Genomic DNA, 17,480 nt, shown 5'->3' with positions numbered 1-17,480 from the left:
GGAGCATGGTTCCGGGGCGGGACGGGGCGGCGGTCAGCCGAGCAGCGCGGTGGCGATCCAGACCAGCGGCGCGGACACCGCGAGCGGCAGGGCCACGCCCGCCGTCATGTGCACGAACCGGGACGGGAAGTCGTACCCCGCCACCCGGCGGCCGATCAGCGCGCCGAGGCCGGCCGCCACGCCCAGGAACGGCGGCGCGCCGACCGCGAAGCCCAGGCCGACCGCCGCGAGCAGGCCCAGCAGCGGGCCCGCCCAGCGCGGTCCGGGCAGCGGCGCGGCCGCCAGCAGGGTCGCCAGGGCGACCGCGCCGACCGCCGCCGGCACCCAGTCGGCCAGCAGCAGCGTGGTGCAGAGCACCGTCACGACGGTGGCGGAGCCGAGCACGGTGAGCGCGTAGAACCGTTCCTTCGGATCGGCCGGCCGGAACGTCTGCAGCACCAGGACCAGCAGGAAGAACCCGCCGAGGGTGCCCACCACGGCCGCCGTGCCGCCGTCCTCGTCGGCCAGCAGCACCGACACGTCGGCCACCACACCGGACAGCGCGGCCAGCGCGATGCCCTGGCGGGCGGGCCACATGCCGTTCAGCCGGAACCAGCCGGCCGCCGTCAGGCCCTGGAGCAGGACGAGCACCAGCGCGAGCGCCACCTGGCCGAGCGCCGCGCCGCCGGCCAGCAGGGCGGCGGCGCCGGCGGTGATCAGGGCCGGCTGGAGGCCCGGGTCGTTGATCGGCGAACCGGTCCGGACGGGCGCGGCCGGGGCCGGCGCCCGCACCGGGGACGGCTGGACGGCCGGGGCCGCGGCCGGGAACGGCTGCGCACCCAGCGACGGGGCCGGGCCGGGGAACGGCGCGGCCGGTCGGGCGGGCGCGGCGTGGGCGTTCTGCGCGGCCCGGGCGGCCCGGGCGGCGCGGGCCGCAGCCGGGTCGGTCAGCACGGGGGCCGGGGGCTCCGGGCGCTTCAGCGTCATGGTCGGCTGGTCCAGGCCCTGCCCCTGGTCGGGGGTCGGCACGGGGGCCTGGGCGTAGGCCTGGGCGGGAGCCTCGGCGGGGGCGTGCGACCCGGCGGGCGGGGCGGGCTCCGCCCGGCGGTGCGAGCGGCCGCGCCGCGGCCCGGTGGAGGGGCCGGTCGGCCCCTGGGGCGACGGCTGGCCCGGCTGCCCGGCCGGCGGCTGCCCCGGTGCGACCGGCGGCATCGGGCCCGACGCCGGAACGGGCGGCAGCAGCGTGGTGGCCGCCACGTCGTCCAGCGGCGGGACGGGCGGCAGGAGCGTCGTCGCCGCCGCGTCGTCCAGCGCCGGCACCGGCGGGAGCAGCGCCGTGGCGGCGTCGTCCACGCCCGGCCCGGCCCCGTACGGCTGCGGGTAGGGCTGCCGGCCGTACGGCTGGCCGTAGGGCTGCTGACTGTACGGCTGCTGACCGTAGGGCTGCTGACCGTAGGGCGCGTGGCCCGCGCCGGGGGCGTGCGGCTGCGCCGCGTGCCCCTGCTGCGCATAAGGATCCGGCGCGTACGCCTGCGGCGGGGCGTACGGATAAGGCGCCTGCCCGGGCTGGTAGCCCTGCGGCGGCTGCTGCTGAGGCTGCGCCTGCTGCGGCTGCGGCTGCGGCTGCCCGTACGGGTACTGCGGCTGGTACGGCGGCTGCGGCTGCTGCCCCTCGGGAGTTCCGGTCATCCCGCTCACCCGCCCGCGAACGGGGGAAGGACCTCGACCGTCCCGCCCTCGGTGAGGGCCACGGTCGCGCGGTCACGGCCACCCACCGGCGAGCCGTCCACCAGGTAGGAGCAGTGGCCGAGCAGCCGGACCAGCTTCGGCCGGTCCGCGTGCCGCTCCGCGGCCTGCGCCAGCGCCTCGGCCAGGGTCGCCGCCAGGTACGGCTCCTCGGCCACCCCGGCCTCCGACTTCGCCGCCGCCCAGTAGCGGATCGTCCCGCTCACCCGAACGGCGGCCGCCGGGTCGTGCCCGGTGGTCGCGCCCATGGCAACCCCTTCTCGTCGTCCTCGCCCGGGCCCGGGTGTCCCGGCCGGGTCCACCACCGGAGGCACCCCCGCCTCCCCCGAAAGGTGGACGCGCACGGTGCCGCCGATGCGTCCCCCATGATGGCGTGTTCGCCCGCGCGAGCGGCAATCGCCCTGGCCCGACGCCCGGCGGCGCCGTCGCGAAGCTGTGGCGGGGCTCACCCGGGGCGCGCCCGAAAAGGCCGAACCGCCGGATTCGAGCCCTCCCGGTGCGGGGGCCGGTCGGCTATCCTCGGTCCCCGAGGGATCCGGGCAGAGTCGCCCCCGGATCCTTTTGTGCTTTCAGGACGCCAGTACGGACGTCCTTGCGAATCGTCGGCCCACCCCCGGCGTGTCGCAGGGACCGCCCCGCCAGACGCGGCACGACGATGTGCCGGGACCGGGCCGGGGCGTCGGACACCCCCGGCTCCGGGCCGCCGCCCGGGACGGGCCAGGACCGGAAGGTTCGCGGATGAGCAGGGCAGAAACGGTGCACCGGGGGTTGCGGGACCCCCAGGGCGTGCCCCGTTCGGCCGCGCGCGCCACCGTGTCCCCCGCCTCCCCTCGGACGTCCTCCTCCCCCCTACCAGCACGTGCGCCCTCCGGCTGTGGCGGCCGGAACGCGACCGCGACGACCCGGAAAGGGGACTACCGGGTATGAGTTCTCTGCTCCTCCTCACCAACGCGCTGCAGCCCTCCGCGGAGGTCCTGCCCGCACTCGGCCTGCTGCTGCACAGCGTCCGGGTGGCCCCCGCCGAGGGTGCCGCCCTGGTCGACACGCCCAGCGCCGACGTCATCCTGGTGGACGGCAGGCGCGACCTGCCGCAGATCCGGAGCCTCTGCCAGCTGCTGCGCTCCACCGGCATCGGCTGCCCGCTGATCCTGGTGGTGACCGAGGGCGGCCTGGCCGCCGTCACCGCCGACTGGGGCATCGACGACGTCCTGCTCGACACCGCCGGCCCCGCCGAGGTCGAGGCCCGGCTGCGGCTCGCCCTGGGCCGGCTCCAGGTCACCACCGACGACAGTCCGATGGAGATCCGCAGCGGCGACCTCTCGGTCGACGAGGCCACCTACTCGGCCAAGCTCAAGGGCCGGGTGCTCGACCTCACCTTCAAGGAGTTCGAGCTCCTCAAGTACCTCGCCCAGCACCCCGGCCGGGTCTTCACCCGGGCGCAGCTGCTGCAGGAGGTCTGGGGCTACGACTACTTCGGCGGTACCCGGACGGTCGACGTGCACGTCCGACGGCTGCGCGCCAAGCTCGGCGTCGAGCACGAGGGCCTGATCGGCACCGTGCGCAACGTCGGCTACCGCTTCGTCATCCCCGACAAGGGGGACAAGGGGGAGCGCGCCGAGCGGGCCGAGCCGCCCGCCCGGCGCTCCCCGGCCGTCCTGGACACGTGACCGGCCGACCGGGCGGGGCCGCCGTCGCGCCGCCCCGTCCGGTCTGCCCGGATTCGCCCCGACCGCGCCTCCGGCGCCCGCGCCGCACCCGCCGGGCGCGGGGTCCCCCACTGCCCGGGCGCACGCCACACGCGTAGACTCCCCCCGTGGCCAAAGTGACGCGCGACGATGTAGCCCGACTGGCTGGTACCTCGACCGCGGTCGTCAGCTACGTGATCAACAACGGACCGCGCCCGGTCGCGCCCGCCACCCGGGAGAAGGTGCTCGCCGCGATCGAGCAGCTCGGCTACCGGCCGAACAGCGTCGCGCAGGCGATGGCCTCCCGCCGCACCAACCTGATCGGCATGGTCGTCCCGGACGCCCGGCAGCCCTTCTTCGCCGAGATGGCGCACGCCGTGGAACGGGCCGCCTCCGAGCGCGGCAAGCTCGTGCTGATCGGCAACTCCGACTACGTCGACGACCGCGAGGTCCACTACGTCCGCGCCTTCCTCGGCATGCGGGTCTCCGGCCTGATCCTGGTCAGCCAGGGCCCCTCGCAGCGGGCCGCCGAGGAGTTCGCCGCCATGGAGGGCGCGAAGGTGGTGCTGCTGCACCGCCGGCCCGAGGCGATCGACGACGTCGCGGTGGTCACCGACGACGTGGCCGGCGCCGAGACGGTCGTCCGCCACCTGCTGGAGGTGCACGGACACCCGTACGTGGCCTGCTTCGGCGGCCCGGTCGAGTCCCCCGCGCCCGGCGACCCGGTCATCGACCACGTCGAGGGCTGGCAGCGCGCGATGGACGCGCACGGCCTGCCCACCGAGCCGCACCTCGTCGACGCCCCCTTCCACCGCTACGGCGCCTACGACGTGGCGCTCGACCTGCTGCGCTCCGAGAACCGCCCGCCGGCGATCTTCTGCTCCACCGACGACCAGGCCATCGGCGTGCTGCGGGCCGCCCGCGAGCTGGGCCTGCGGGTGCCGGAGGACCTCGCGGTGGCCGGCTTCGACGACGTGCCGGAGGCCGCGCTCGCCGACCCGCCGCTGACCACCGTCGCCTCCGACCGCGACGCGATGGCCCGGGCCGCGGTGGACCTGGTGCTGGACGACTCGCTGATGGTGCCCGGCTCGGACACCGAACGGGTCCGCATCTTCCCGTCGCGCCTGGTCGTGCGGCGTTCCTGCGGCTGCTCGCCGGACGGCGCCGGCTCCTAGCCTGACCAGGCTTTATGAGAAGTCAACGGGCTTCTCGGGGCCTTCTGAGCGGGCTCTCATCGGATTCTCATCCGCCGGGCGGACGTTGGTCGCCATGAGCGATCACCAGCAGTGGCGGCACCGCACCGACGGCGAGCAGTACGACGGCCCGTACGGGTCCCCGCAGCCCCGGATCATCCCGGGCACCGTCCTCGACAGCACCCCGCAGGACCACGCCGGGTACGAGGGCAACGAAGGGTACGACGGGTACGACGGCACCGGCTACGGAAGCACCGGGCACGGAAGCGCCGCCCACCCCGCCGCCGGCACGCCCCCTCCCCCGGCCCCGCCGTTCCCGCCCGAGACGGGCACACCGGGCACCCCCGGCGGCCCCGGCCACCGCGCCCGGAACGGCCTGCTGCGCGGCCGGCTCGCCCTGGTCACCGCCGTCGCCGCGATCGCCGCCGTCCTCGGCGGGGTCACCGGCGGCGTCGTCGCCGCCCGGGACCACGGCTCCGCCACCCGCACCGGCACCGTCGCCGGCCCGGTCGCCGCCCGCACCGACGGCAGCGCCGACGTCGCCGCCGTCGCGGCCGCCGTGGCGCCCAGCGCCGTCCAGATCGCCGTGCAGACCGCCAACGGCACCGCCACCGGCACCGGCGTGGTGCTCACGACGGGCGGGCAGATCCTCACCAACTACCACGTGGTCTCCGGCGCGGCCGGCGGCGGCCGGATCACCGTCACCTTCCACGACGGCTCCACCGCCGCGGCCTCCCTCACCGGCACCGACAAGGCCCTGGACGCCGCCGTGATCACCGCGACCGGTGCCAAGGGCCTCACCCCCGCCGTCCTCGGCGACTCCTCCGCCGTCGCGGTCGGCGACCCGGTCGTCGCCATCGGCAACCCCGAGGGCCTCACCGGCACCGTCACCTCCGGCATCATCAGCGCCGAGCACCGCGAGGTCACCGTCCAGCTCGACGAGGGCACCACCAGCGGCAACGGCGGCTTCGGCTTCCCCAACCTGCCCGGACTGCGCGGCAGCACCCCGCCGAGCGGCGGCGAGACCGCCACCTACCAGGCCTTCCAGACCGACGCCGCGCTCAACCCCGGCAACTCCGGCGGCCCGCTGATCAACGCCAACGGCCAGGTGATCGGCATCAACTCGGCCATGTACTCGCCCAGCGGGTCCAGCGCCACCGCCGGCGGCAGCGGAGCCGGCAGCGTCGGCCTCGGCTTCGCCATCCCGATCGACGACATCAAGCAGGTGCTGCCGAAGCTGCAGTCCGGCCAGAACGTCTGAGCACGTCCGACAATTGACCCGAGCAGGCCCTCCCGCCACCAGAAAGGGCAACCGCCGATGACCCCGTCCGCCGACGACCGCACCCCCGCCGAGCCCGGGCAGCAGACCACCGCCCGGCTCCTCGTGGTCGACGACGAACCCGCGCTCCGGGACGCCCTGGAGAGCAGCCTCGCCTTCGAGGGCTACGAGGTCGCCACCGCCACCGACGGCTACGAGGCGCTGGAGTCCGTCGAACGCGACCGACCGGACCTCATCCTGCTCGACATCATGATGCCCCGGATGGACGGCCTCACCACCGTCCGCCGGATGCGCTCGCGCGGCGACACCGTCCCGGTACTGATGCTCACCGCCCGGGACGCCGTCGGCGACCGGGTGACCGGTCTGGACGTCGGCGCCGACGACTACCTCGCCAAGCCCTTCGAACTCGACGAGCTGCTCGCCCGGGTGCGCGCCCTGCTGCGGCGCAGCGCGCTCGCCACCGAGGCCGCCGCCCGGGCGGCCGCCGTCGAGGAGGAGACCGACGTCCTCGCCTTCGCCGACCTGCGGATGAACACCGCCACCCGCGAGGTCACCCGGGCCGGCCGGACGGTCGAACTGACCCGCACCGAGTTCATGCTGCTGGAGATGTTCCTCGCCCACCCCCGCCAGGTGCTCACCCGCGAGCAGATCCTCAAGGCGGTCTGGGGCTTCGACTTCGAGCCCTCGTCCAACTCGCTGGACGTGTACGTGATGTACCTGCGCCGCAAGACCGAGCAGGGCGGCCTGCCCCGGCTCATCCAGACCGTCCGCGGAGTCGGCTACGCGCTCCGCCCCGCCGCCGGCACCACCGCGTGAGCCCCACCGTCCCCCCGCCCCCGCTGACCCCGCCCCGCATCCCGCGCCGCGGCCGCCTCACCACCTGGTACCGCGCCCGCTCCCTGCGCTCCCGGCTCACCTTCCTGACGGCGGCGGCGGTGGCGGTGGCGATCGCGCTGTCGGCGCTGGCGTGCTGGTTCATCGTGGAGGAGCGGATGTACGGCGTGGTCCGCAGCGATCTGGAGAACGCTCGCGGATTCGGTCCGCCCGCCGCCCTCGACAACTGCTCCACCACCCCGCAGAGCGCGCTCAAGAAGATCCAGAACTTCGCCCCGCAACCACCGGCCGGCGCCGCCGCCCCCCGGGACACCCAGTACGTCATCACCGGCCAGATCCCGCTGTACTGCCTGCCCGACATCGCCGCCAAGGCCATCGTCCCGGATCCCGACGACACCGCGGTCCTCAACCTCCAGCAGAACCAGTTCGTCATCCGCGACGGCCACTACACCAACGGCGAACCCGCCCTCGTCCGGATCTCCTGGATCAAGCCCCAGGCGTTCCCGCCCACCCTGGTCATGGTCGCCGCCTCCACCAAGGCCGTCGACGAATCCCTGCGCCAGCTCGCCTTCCTCCTCGGCGGAGTCGCCCTCGGCGGCATCATCCTCGCCGCCGTCGCCGGGCGGCTGGTCGCCCGCTCCGCCCTCAAGCCCGTCGACCAGCTGACCGACGCCGTCGAGCACATCGCCCGCACCGAGGAGGTCGGCACCACCATCCCCGTGCAGGGCGAGGACGAGATCGCCCGGCTCTCCACCTCGTTCAACTCCATGAGCACCGCGCTCGCCAACTCCCGCGAGCGGCAGACCCGGCTGATCGCCGACGCCGGCCACGAGCTGCGCACCCCGCTCACCTCCCTGCGCACCAACGTCGACCTGCTGATCCGCAGCGACGACACCGGACGCCCGCTCCCGCCCGCCACCCGCACCAAGCTGCTCGGCAACATGAAGGCCCAGATGCAGGAGCTCACCGTGCTGATCGGCGACCTGCTCCAGCTCTCCCGCCCGGACTCCCCCAAGCCGGTCCGCACGCTCGCCGTGGTCGCCCTGCACGAGATCGCCGAGCGGGCCGTGGAGCGCGCCAAGCTGCGCGGCCCGGGGCTGGTCTTCGAGACCGCCGCCGCGCCCTGGTACGTGCACGCCGACGCCGCCGCCCTGGAGCGTGCGGTGATCAACCTGCTGGACAACGCGGTGAAGTACAGCCCGCCCGGCGGCACCATCGACGTCCGGCTCGACGGGGGCGTGCTGACCGTCCGCGACCACGGCCCGGGCATCCCGCCGGACGAACTCCCCTACGTCTTCGACCGCTTCTGGCGCTCCCCGTCCTCGCGTCAGCTCCCCGGCTCGGGCCTGGGGTTGTCGATCGTCGCGCAGAGCGTCCGGGAGGCCGGCGGCGAGGTGTCGCTCGGCCCGGCCCCGGACGGCGGCCCGGGCACCCTGGCCACCGTCCGCCTGCCGGGCGGCCCGGCGCCCGCCTAGGAGGCCCGCCGGGGGAACGGAGAAGGGGCGGGGCGCCCCGACAGCGTCCCGCCCCCGACCGGCTCACGGCCGGCGACCCCCGGCTCAGCCGGTGGTGCTGCCCGCGGTGATGACCTTGATGCGGTCCTGCGCCGGAGCCTTCAGCGGCGCGGCGGCCGAGCTGTTGGCGCCGAGGTAGGCGGCGAAGACGTCCAGGTCGGAGGCGCCGACGAGCTTGTCGGTGCCGGCCGCGAAGGCCGGGAAGCCGTCGCCGCCGCCGGCCAGGAACTCATTGGCCGCGACCCGGTACTTGGCGGCCGGGTCGACGGGCGCGCCGTTGAGGCGGATCGAGTCGACGACGATCCGGTCCGCGCCCTTGTTGCGCATGTCCAGCGTGTAGCTGAGCGACTTGGACGGCTGGAGGATCTTCGGCGAGGCCTCGTTGGAGCCGCTGACCTGCTGCTGGAGCAGCTGGACCAGCTGGGCGCCGGTCAGCGTCTTGACCTGCATCATGTTGGTGAACGGCTGGACGGTGAACGCCTCGCCGTAGGTCACCACGCCGTCGCCCTCGGCGCCGCTCGCCTTGTGGACGAGGTCGGAGCGGATGCCGCCGGGGTTCATGAAGGCGACCTGCGCGCCGCCCTTGTCGGCGGGCGCGAGGCCGGCCAGCTGGGCGTCGGCGATGACGTCGCCGAGCGGCTTCTCCGGGTCGTTGTTGCCGCGGCCGTTGATGTCCGAGGCGATGTAGCCGATCGGACGGTTGGCGATCGGCGCGGCCAGCTTCGAGTAGCGGTTGATCAGCTGGGTCATGTCCGGGGCCTTCTCGACCGTCCGGCGCACGATGTGGTTCTCGGCCTTGACCGACGGGCGCACGATGGTGCCGCTGGTCTTGTCGAGCTTCAGGTCGATCTCGGTGTAGAGCCGGCCGAAGGAGGCGGCGCTGGTGACCGAGCGCGGCACGCCCTGCGGGTCCGGGATGGTGCAGGCGTACGCGTTGTGGGTGTGGCCGGTGACGATGGCGCCGACCGCCGGGTCGATGTTCTTGGCGATGTCGACGATCGGGCCGGAGATGCCCTGGCCGGCCGCGCCGCAGTCGTAGTTGTAGGTGCTGCTGGCCGGCAGGCCGCCCTCGTGGATCAGCGCGACGATCGAGTTGACGCCCTTGGCCTTCAGCTCGGCGGCGTACTTGTTGATCGTGCTGACCTCGTTGGCGAACTTGAGGCCCTTGACGCCCTCGGCGGTGACGATGTTCGGCGTGCCCTCCAGGGTGACGCCGATGAAGCCGATCTTCACGCCCTGGGACTTGGTCACCCAGTACGGGGCCAGCAGCGGCTTGCCGGTCTTCTCGCTGGTGACGTTGGCCGACAGGTAGTTGAAGTTGGCGCCCTTGAAGGTGCGCCCCTCCTCGTAGCAGCCGTCGGTCGGGTGGCAGCCGCCGTTCTGGAGGCGGAGCAGCTCGGCCGAGCCCTCGTCGAACTCGTGGTTGCCGACCGAGGTGACGTCCAGGCCGAGCTTGTCCAGCGCCTCGATGGTGGGCTCGTCGTGGAAGAGCGCCGAGGTCAGCGGGGAGGCGCCGACCAGGTCGCCGGCCGCGACGGTGATCGAGTCGTCGGCGGGGACGCGGGCCTGGCGCAGCGCGGTGGCGAGGTACTCGACGCCGCCGGCCGGGGTGCTGACCGGCTGGCCGGTGGCCGGGTCGATCTCCCGGATGGTGCCGGACGAGCCGGCCGGGGGCTCCAGGTTGCCGTGCAGGTCGTTGATGGCCAGCAACTGGAGGTTGACGGTCTTGGGCTTCTTCGCGGTCGCGGCCTGGGCCGCGGACGGCATGGCCACCGTGCCGACGAGACCGGCCGCGGCGACGACGGCCAGCGCCGACCGTCGGGTTCTGACGGAGAGCATGTAGGGGGTCCCCTGCACCTGTGAGAGCGCCCAGCTGTGGACAGGCCCGGGCGCGCGAGACGAGTGTCGTTGCGCGAGTGCAGCCTAGAGTCAACGCGCGTAGCTGTCAGGACCCCGGACGTAACGACAGGGTTACCTACGGACGAATCGTCGTCGGACTTTCTCCGCCGGGCCGCCCTCAGACGCCCGGCTCGGCCGCCAACTGCCGGTCTGCGCGCACCCGTTCGGCCACCGCGTCCTCGGTCATCGCGCGGTCGGTGTAGACCAGCGGACGCTCCGCCTCGGTGATGATGTGCTTCACCACCTGGACGTTGCCGTTCACGTCCCAGACCGCGATGCCCGGCGAGAGCGTGGGGATGATCTCCACGGCCCAGCGCGGCAGGCCGAGCACCCTCCCGGTGGCCCGCGCCTCCTCGGCCTTCTGCATGTAGATGGTCCGGGTGGAGGCCATCTTGAGGATCGCCGACGCCTCCTTGGCCGCCGCCCCGTCCACCACGTCCGACAGGTGGTGCACCACCGCGACGAAGGACAGGCCCAGCCGGCGGCCGAACTTCAGCAGCCGCTGGAACAGCTGCGCCACGAAGGGGCTGTTGATGATGTGCCAGGCCTCCTCGACCAGGAAGATCCGCTTCTTGCGGTCCGGCCTGATCCAGGTGTGCTCCAGCCAGACCCCGACGATCGCCATCAGGATCGGCATCGCGATCGAGTTGCGGTCGATGTGCGACAGGTCGAAGACGATCAGCGGCGCGTCCAGGTCGATGCCCTCGGTGGTCGACCCGTCGAACATGCCCCGCAGGTCACCGTCGACCAGCCGGTCCAGCACCAGGGCGACGTCCAGGCCCCAGGACTGCACCTCGTCCACCGCGACCCCGAGCGACTCCACCGAGGACAGCTCGGGACTGCGCAGGGTGTCGATGATGTCGTCCAGCACCGGCTGGCGGTCCCGCACCGTCGCCACCACGTGCGCGTGCGCGGCCTTCAGCGCGAAGCCGGCCCGCTCCTCCAGCCCGCGCCCCATCGCCACCTCGACGATGGTGCGCAGCAGCGACAGCTGCCCGGTCTGGGTGATCGCCGGGTCCAGCGGGTTGAGCTTCACCCCGCCGTCCCGGGCCGCCATCGGGTCCAGCCGGATCGACTTTATGCCCAGCGCGTTGGCGATCAGGTTCCACTCGCCGACCCCGTCCTCGCCCTGCGCGTCCAGCACCACCACCTGCCGGTCCCGGAACCGCAGCTGGCGCAGCACGTAGGTCTTCTCCAGCGCCGACTTGCCGTTGCCGGACTCCCCCAGCACCAGCCAGTGCGGGGCCGGCAGCTGCTGGCCGTACAGCTGGAACGGGTCGTACACGTACCCCTTCCCGCTGTACACCTCCCGCCCGATGATCACCCCGGAGTCGCCCAGCCCCGGCGCGGCGGTCGGCAGGTACACCGCCTGCGCCTGGCCGGTGGACGTGCGCACCGGCAGCCGGGTGGTCTCCACCTTGCCGAACATCAGGCTGGTGAACGCGTCGGTGAGGTTGCCGATCGCCATACGGGGGCCTCCAGATCAGTCGCTCGGCCGGTGCCCGCTCAGCGGCGGATACCGGTGGCGAACGGCAGGGTGTTGACGAACGCGCGGTGGTGCTCGCGGTCGCACCACTCCAGCTTCAGGTAGCTCTTGCCCGCCGACGCCCGGATGGTCCGCTTGTCCCGGGCCAGCGCGTCGGGGTTGCGCGAGGAGACCGTGATGTACCCGACCAGGTTGACGCCGGCCGCGCCGGACGCCAGGTCGTCACCGCGCTGGTCCACCCGGCCGCTGTGGGCCAGGTCGCGCGGGTCGACCGTGCGGTTCATCTTGGCGGCGCGGCTGGCCTCCGCCTCGTCGTTGGTCTTCTCGGTGAGCATCCGCTCGATGGCGACGTCGGTGGGCTCCAGGTCCATCGTCACCGCCACCGTCCGGATCACGTCCGGGGTGTGCACCAGCAGCGGCGCCAGGAAGTTGACGCCGACCGGGGTCAGCGGCCACTCCTTGATCCACGCGGTGGCGTGGCACCACGGCTCCCGGGTCGCCGACTCGCGGGTCTTCGCCTCCAGGTACTGCGGGTTGGTGGCGTCCAGCTCGGCCGGCCAGGCGTTCCGCTTCGACATCGCCTGGATGTGGTCGATCGGGTGGTCCGGGTCGTACATCGAGTGCAGCAGCGAGGAGAGCCGGGCCTGGCCCAGCGGCTGCCGCACCCGGATGTCCGCCTCGGCCAGCCGCGCGCAGATGTCCGTCAGCTCACGGGCCATCACCGCGGCCAGCCCCTCGTCGTCCCGGGCCCGCCGGTCCGTCGCGGTGCGGCCCATCGCGTGCGCCTCGGCCGCGAGGTCCCGGGTGTAGTGCATGCACGCCACCAGGTACGCCCGGTGCTGCTCCGACGAGGTCGACACCATCGACTGCAGCTGGTCGTACGACTCCATCAGCCAGCGCGGCGCGTCCGGGTCCCCGCGCCGCTCCACGTCCTTGGCGTGCGCGTCCGGGTCGGCCGGCAGGGTGCGGGCCAGGATCTGCAGCCGGGTCACGAAGCCGTCCCCGTTCGCGACGTGCTTCAGCAGCGTCCCGAACCGGTCGACCAGCGCCTCCTGGTCCTCCGAGTCGCGCAGCCCGACGCCCGGCCCCTCGATCTCGATCGCCGCCGTCACCGTGCGCCGCTCCAGGTGCATCAGCACCCCGACCTCGTCCGGCCCGAACGGCGCGGACAGCCAGCGCAGCCGCCCCACCCCGGGCGGCGGCCCGATCTCCACCTCGCGGCCGTCCAACCGCGTCCCGGCGTCCATCGCGTCCGACTTCCACACCGCCCGGCCGCTGCGGACCGTCCGGCGGTAGGTCCGGTTGATCTCCACCCACTTGTAGAACGTCCGGCGCCGGTACGGCACGTACACCGCCGCGATCGCCAGCGCGGGCAGACCGACCAGGCCGGCGATGCGCAACGGCAGGATCGGCATCATCAGGCCCCAGACCATGCCGAGGAAGGCCCCGAAGATGATCAGCACGATCTCGCCGGACTCCCGGTTCCGGCCGATCGGCGCGTTCGGGCGGGCCTTGCCGATCAGGTAGGTACGGCGCTGGTGCACGTACGGCTGGGCGTACGGGCCGCCGTACTGGCCGAGTGGTTCGCTGCTCACTTACCCGTCACCCTCCCTTCGCTGGATTGCTGTCGCGGATCGGAGCCGCGGCCTGGGCCGGCGGCCCGGCCTGCGGCGGCGGCGCGGGCGTGCGCGCCGCGTGGGCGGCGATGCCCGGGGCGACCGAGCCGCCGCCCGCACCGCCCCCGCCCCCGCCGCCCGGTTGCGGGCCGCGGTCGCCGTGCGTGCTGATGCCCTGCCGCATGAAGTTCGCGGTCCCGTTGATCATCGCCGATCCGGCCGAGACCGCGCTCGCCCGGGCACTGCGCATGTTCATGATCTCGTCGCCGAAGCCCGGCACGAACCGGTACACGGCAGCGCTCGCGAAGATCGACAGGAAGAGGATCGCCAGCCCCGAGAGCACCCGGGCGAAGTCGTCGCCCGCCCCCGCCCCGGCCGACACCGCGCCGGCCAGCCCGAGGATGATCACGATGATCGGCTTCGCCAGGTCCACCGCCACCATCACCCCCGCCCAGCGGCGCACGTGCTTCCACAACTGCTTGTCCACCAGCCCCGCGTACACCGCCGTCCCCAGCAGCGCGCCCACGTACAGCATCGCCGCCCGGATCAACAGCTCGATCCAGAGCACCGCCGCCGCCAGCACGGCCACCAGCGAGGTGATGATCAGGATCAGCGGCCCGCCGCCGATGTCGCCCTTCTCCAGGGTGTCCGCGAACCCGCCCAGGTACGTCCCGGTGTCCGACTTCGTCCCCACCGCGATCGCCTTGGTCAGCCCGTCGGTCGCGCTCACCACCGTGTACAGGATCAACGGCGTGAACGCCGACGCGATCACCGTCAGCCACAGGAACCCGATCGCCTCCGAGATCGCCGTCGTCAACGGCGCCCCGCGCACCGCCCGCTTGGTCACCGCGAGCAGCCAGAGCACCAGCGTGACGATCGTCGACGCGGCGAACACCACCGCGTACTGCTGCAGGAACGACGCATTGGTGAAGTCCACCTCCGTCGTCCCGTCGATCGCCCCCGACAACTTCCGCACCACCCACGACGCCGCCTGCGCACACCCCTTCGCCAGCGCCCCCAGCGGATCCGCCACCGTCCCCACTGTCCCACTCCCGGGGAGCGACGCCCCACCGCCACCAGGGGAGCAGTAGACGTCGTTGCCGGGGAGGGGGATCCCGGGGCAGTTCGAGTTCGGGGTACTGGGAGTCGGGGTCGGGGTCGCCGTGGGTGAGGGCTCGCCAAACGCCTGCTGTGCCGTCAGGACGACCGTCAGCAGGCCCAAGGCCGCCCCACCGGAGACCCTCGCCAGCGCACGCGGAATCATCGTCCGGCCACCGTCAGCGCGCATAGCGGAAGCCTCCGAACTGCTCGACGGCACCTGTGATCTCCTCAGCGGTCGCGGCCTGCTGGTCCGGCGGGACAGGTGCCGGGCCCGAGGCCCGGCTGTAGTCGGTGAGTTTCCAGTCCTCGCCCACCCACCGCAGGCTGAGGGTGAGCGTGAACCACTCCTCCGAGACGGGGCGGACCGAGCGCTCACCGGCGATCCCGTAGAGGCCCGTGCACCAGACCTCCACCTTCACGTTCTCGGCCGAGTAGGCACTGCTCTTCGTCCCCACCGGCACGGTCCGGCTGACGAAGGTCATCCCCTTCGGAGCGCGCCCCTGCGCGTCCACTCCGAACCTGGCCGCCGTCTCCGGCGAGAACCCCTGGTCCAAGCGGGACTGCAGGGTCGGGGCGGCGGCGGGGTCGGCGATGGTGGTGACGATGGTGTGGCGGGTGTCGGTGCGGAACATGTCGGCGGAGCCGATGGCGACCGCGTAGTTGGCGGCGGCGGACTGGGCGCCCTGGTCGGTGTGCGGGAAGCCGGAGGCGATGCCGTTCACGGTGGTGGCGACGGGCTGGTCGCCGCTGGGGGCGGGGCCCGCGCCGGAGGCGGCGGTGGCGGCGGCCCGGTCGGCGGAGCGACCGGCGCTGCCGTTGCCCGGGTCGGGCTTGCCCCGGTTGGCGATCGAGATGGCCAGCACGAGCAGGGCGATGACCAGCACGACGGTCAGCAGGGTCCGCAGCGGGCGCGCCTGACGGGGGCTCGGCTGGGAGGAGGGCTGTTCGCCGACCGGCAGCCGCGTACGGGTGTGCGGCTGGTCGTCGGACAACGGCACGGCGGCCCTCCTGGTGCGGGGAGCCGGCTGGCGGCTCCGGGGGCCCCTCCGGCCGTGGGCGGGCGCGGAGGGAAGGGGTGATGGATGGATTCCCGGCGGGGCTCCGGACATTCACACGTGCCCGGACAGGAGGTCGGACGGTCAGACGATCGGACAGGCCCGCGGGCACGAACATCCCGCCGTCCACCGCAACGTCACGTCACGGCGCCCGAATGTCCGATCCGCCCTGTCCGCCCGATCTGCCAGATCTGCCAGATCTGCCTGAACTGTTCGACCGTCAGATCGCCATGCCGTACACAATGGTGAACAGAGTGCCGAGTGATCCAATGATGAACACGCCGGTCAGCCCGGCGATGATCAGCCCCTTGCCCTGTTCGGCGCCGAAGCTGTCGCGCATCGCGGTGGCGCCGATCCGCTGCTTGGCCGCACCCCAGACGGCGATGCCGAGGCAGCCCAGGATGGCCACGGCCATGACGACCTCGATCATCACCCGGGCCTCCGACCCGAGGCTCGCGAACGGGCCCCAGTCCGGGGCGATCCCGCCGATGATGGTGTCGATATTCGGCTTCTTTGGAGGGTCCTCGGCCAGGTGGCCGATCGCGATGCTGTGCACGCTGCTCTGGTTCATTTCCATCTCACCGCCCGATCAGGCAAATTCAAGGGCCCAGACCCCGCCCGCGCGAAGGGTCGATACCTATTCTTGGCCAGATCTGATGTCGACTTGGCTACTTCTCGCGGATTGGTCGTGAGGCATCGGACACGTACGCGAGGATGTCCACCGTACGAAGGATAGCGCTCACTCTTTGTATCTCTGATGATTGCGGTGAGCAACGCCTTCCGGGACACTTCGACTGACGATTCGTCGGGATGGTGCTGATGGTACTCCGGAAGGGCGGTACGGCCGCCGCTGCTGCGGGAGTTGTCCTCGCCGGCTTCGTCGGCCTGGTGACCCTCGGGACGTATGCGGCGAGCGGGACGCCACAGCAGCAGGGCAATGCCGCCGGACTCTCGCCGGGAACCGTTCCGGCCGCGTACCAGGGGCCGATCGAACAGTGGGGTCGGCTCTGCCCCGATCTCTCCCCCCCGTTGCTCGCCGCGCAGTTGTACCAGGAAAGCGGTTTCGACCCGCGAGCCCGTTCCGGTGTCGGGGCGGAGGGCCTGGCGCAGTTCATGCCGGGCACCTGGGCGTCGTACGGCACGGACGGCAACAACGACGGCCGGCGGGACCCCTGGGACCCGCTGGACGCCATCGCCTCGGCGGCCACCTTCGACTGCGCGCTCGCCAGGGACGTCGCCAAGGTCCCGGGCGACCGCCAGTCCAACATGCTGGCCGCCTACAACGCCGGGCCGGGCGCGGTGGCGAAGTACCAGGGCGTGCCGCCGTACCGGGAGACCCAGGGGTACGTGCGGAACATCCTGGCGACGGCCCGCAGTTTCGCCGCCCCGGCCAATCCGGCCGCCCCGGTGGAGGTCTCGGCGCAGTCGGCGGCCGCGATCTACTTCGCCCAGACCAAGCTCGGCACCCCGTACCTGTGGGGCGGCGACGGGAAGCCGTGGCAGAACGGGCGCTTCGACTGCTCCGGGCTCACCAGGGCCGCGTTCGAGAGCGTGGGCATCATCCTGCCGCGGGTCGCCAACGACCAGTGGTACGCCGGGCCGCACCCGTCGCGCGACCAGCTGCGCCCGGGGGACCTGGTGTTCTGGGCGACCGACCTGACCGATCCGCGCAGCATCCACCACGTCGGCATCTACGTGGGCGGCGGATACATGATCAACGCGCCGCACACCGGCGCGGTGATCCGCTACGACAAGATCGACACCCGGGAGTACATCGGCGCCACCCGGGTCACCTCGGACGGCGCCCAGGCCCTGCCGGACCGCAACGACAACGGCACGGTGATCGCCCCGAGCCGCCCCGGCGAACCGGCCCCGACGCCCACCCCGGCCCCGCCCGCCCCGGCGGCGCAGGCGGCGGTCCAGGCCGCCCCGCCCGGCCGCCCCACCGCCGCCGCCGCGGCCACCGCGACCGGCGCCGGGACGGCAGGTTCAGGTCAACTCCCCGCAAAGAACTGAGCCCCGCCCGCCCGCCGGGTGTGCGCGCGGTGTGGACGCTGAGTCAAGTTTCGATAACCGCGCGTTTCCGTGGAACG

General features: G+C 73.2%; 14 protein-coding genes. 6 read left to right on the top strand and 8 right to left on the bottom strand.

Features of this window, described 5'->3' with window-relative positions; genetic code table 11:
* Window positions 1-33 precede the first annotated feature (33 nt).
* Complete coding sequence (locus ACFC0B_RS36665; protein WP_376096381.1) at window positions 34-1,668, bottom strand: hypothetical protein; 1,635 nt, start codon at window positions 1,666-1,668, stop codon at window positions 34-36.
* Between the two features lie 5 nt (window positions 1,669-1,673).
* On the bottom strand, window positions 1,674-1,973 hold the full coding sequence (locus tag ACFC0B_RS36660) for a MoaD/ThiS family protein (RefSeq protein ID WP_376096378.1): 300 nt from the start codon (window positions 1,971-1,973) through the stop codon (window positions 1,674-1,676).
* 675 nt (window positions 1,974-2,648) lie between these two features.
* Here ACFC0B_RS36660 and ACFC0B_RS36655 point away from each other — a divergent pair.
* The 5 genes from ACFC0B_RS36655 (at window position 2,649) to ACFC0B_RS36635 (ending at window position 8,191) form a co-directional block, all read left to right on the top strand.
* Entirely contained in the window at window positions 2,649-3,392 is a 744-nt protein-coding gene (locus ACFC0B_RS36655; RefSeq protein ID WP_376096375.1) for a response regulator transcription factor, read from the top strand.
* A gap of 146 nt (window positions 3,393-3,538) precedes the next feature.
* Window positions 3,539-4,585, top strand: coding sequence for a LacI family DNA-binding transcriptional regulator (locus ACFC0B_RS36650; RefSeq protein WP_376096372.1), 1,047 nt, complete (start codon window positions 3,539-3,541; stop codon window positions 4,583-4,585).
* 94 nt (window positions 4,586-4,679) lie between these two features.
* Window positions 4,680-5,864, top strand: a complete 1,185-nt coding sequence (locus ACFC0B_RS36645; RefSeq protein ID WP_376096369.1) for a S1C family serine protease — start codon at window positions 4,680-4,682, stop codon at window positions 5,862-5,864.
* A 57-nt stretch (window positions 5,865-5,921) separates the two neighbouring features.
* Entirely contained in the window at window positions 5,922-6,698 is a 777-nt protein-coding gene (locus ACFC0B_RS36640; RefSeq protein WP_376096366.1) for a response regulator transcription factor, read from the top strand.
* Window positions 6,695-8,191 carry a sensor histidine kinase gene (locus tag ACFC0B_RS36635; protein ID WP_376096363.1) on the top strand — a complete coding sequence of 499 codons (1,497 nt, stop codon included), beginning with the start codon at window positions 6,695-6,697 and terminating at the stop codon, window positions 8,189-8,191. The genes ACFC0B_RS36640 and ACFC0B_RS36635 overlap by 4 nt, the downstream gene beginning before the upstream one ends.
* A gap of 84 nt (window positions 8,192-8,275) precedes the next feature.
* Here ACFC0B_RS36635 and ACFC0B_RS36630 read toward each other — a convergent pair whose 3' ends face one another.
* The 6 genes from ACFC0B_RS36630 to ACFC0B_RS36605 form a co-directional block, all read right to left on the bottom strand.
* Window positions 8,276-10,069, bottom strand: coding sequence for a bifunctional metallophosphatase/5'-nucleotidase (locus ACFC0B_RS36630; RefSeq protein WP_376096360.1), 1,794 nt, complete (start codon window positions 10,067-10,069; stop codon window positions 8,276-8,278).
* Window positions 10,070-10,247: 178 nt separating this feature from the next.
* Complete coding sequence (locus tag ACFC0B_RS36625; RefSeq protein ID WP_037849452.1) at window positions 10,248-11,597, bottom strand: ATP-binding protein; 1,350 nt, start codon at window positions 11,595-11,597, stop codon at window positions 10,248-10,250.
* 38 nt (window positions 11,598-11,635) lie between these two features.
* Window positions 11,636-13,210, bottom strand: a complete 1,575-nt coding sequence (locus tag ACFC0B_RS36620; protein ID WP_376096357.1) for an SCO6880 family protein — start codon at window positions 13,208-13,210, stop codon at window positions 11,636-11,638.
* Between the two features lie 7 nt (window positions 13,211-13,217).
* Window positions 13,218-14,495 (bottom strand): hypothetical protein, encoded by a 1,278-nt coding sequence (locus tag ACFC0B_RS36615; RefSeq protein ID WP_376096537.1) that lies wholly within the window; start codon window positions 14,493-14,495, stop codon window positions 13,218-13,220.
* A gap of 13 nt (window positions 14,496-14,508) precedes the next feature.
* Window positions 14,509-15,330, bottom strand: a complete 822-nt coding sequence (locus ACFC0B_RS36610; protein WP_376096354.1) for a hypothetical protein — start codon at window positions 15,328-15,330, stop codon at window positions 14,509-14,511.
* Between the two features lie 277 nt (window positions 15,331-15,607).
* The gene (locus ACFC0B_RS36605) at window positions 15,608-15,958 is read right to left on the bottom strand and encodes a hypothetical protein (protein ID WP_376096351.1); all 351 of its coding nucleotides are present in this window, start codon (window positions 15,956-15,958) and stop codon (window positions 15,608-15,610) included.
* A 248-nt stretch (window positions 15,959-16,206) separates the two neighbouring features.
* On the opposite strand from ACFC0B_RS36605, the gene ACFC0B_RS36600 reads away from it, so the two are divergent.
* Complete coding sequence (locus ACFC0B_RS36600; protein ID WP_376096348.1) at window positions 16,207-17,403, top strand: NlpC/P60 family protein; 1,197 nt, start codon at window positions 16,207-16,209, stop codon at window positions 17,401-17,403.
* Window positions 17,404-17,480: the final 77 nt, after the last annotated feature.

The sequence above is a fragment of the Kitasatospora sp. NPDC056184 genome (assembly GCF_042268405.1).
GTDB lineage: Bacteria > Actinomycetota > Actinomycetes > Streptomycetales > Streptomycetaceae > Kitasatospora.
The sequence above is the reverse complement of the archived record's forward strand: the minus strand, read 5'-3'. Positions and strand labels throughout refer to the sequence as shown.

Coding starts and splice junctions, on each gene's coding strand:
- ACFC0B_RS36655 (WP_376096375.1), top strand. CDS start 2,649: ATGAGTTCTCTGCTCCTCCTCACCAACGCGCTGCAGCCCTCCGCGGAG.
- ACFC0B_RS36660 (WP_376096378.1), bottom strand. CDS start 1,973: ATGGGCGCGACCACCGGGCACGACCCGGCGGCCGCCGTTCGGGTGAGC.
- ACFC0B_RS36605 (WP_376096351.1), bottom strand. CDS start 15,958: ATGAACCAGAGCAGCGTGCACAGCATCGCGATCGGCCACCTGGCCGAG.
- ACFC0B_RS36625 (WP_037849452.1), bottom strand. CDS start 11,597: ATGGCGATCGGCAACCTCACCGACGCGTTCACCAGCCTGATGTTCGGC.
- ACFC0B_RS36615 (WP_376096537.1), bottom strand. CDS start 14,495: ATGATTCCGCGTGCGCTGGCGAGGGTCTCCGGTGGGGCGGCCTTGGGC.
- ACFC0B_RS36645 (WP_376096369.1), top strand. CDS start 4,680: ATGAGCGATCACCAGCAGTGGCGGCACCGCACCGACGGCGAGCAGTAC.
- ACFC0B_RS36640 (WP_376096366.1), top strand. CDS start 5,922: ATGACCCCGTCCGCCGACGACCGCACCCCCGCCGAGCCCGGGCAGCAG.
- ACFC0B_RS36630 (WP_376096360.1), bottom strand. CDS start 10,069: ATGCTCTCCGTCAGAACCCGACGGTCGGCGCTGGCCGTCGTCGCCGCG.
- ACFC0B_RS36600 (WP_376096348.1), top strand. CDS start 16,207: ATGGTACTCCGGAAGGGCGGTACGGCCGCCGCTGCTGCGGGAGTTGTC.
- ACFC0B_RS36665 (WP_376096381.1), bottom strand. CDS start 1,668: ATGACCGGAACTCCCGAGGGGCAGCAGCCGCAGCCGCCGTACCAGCCG.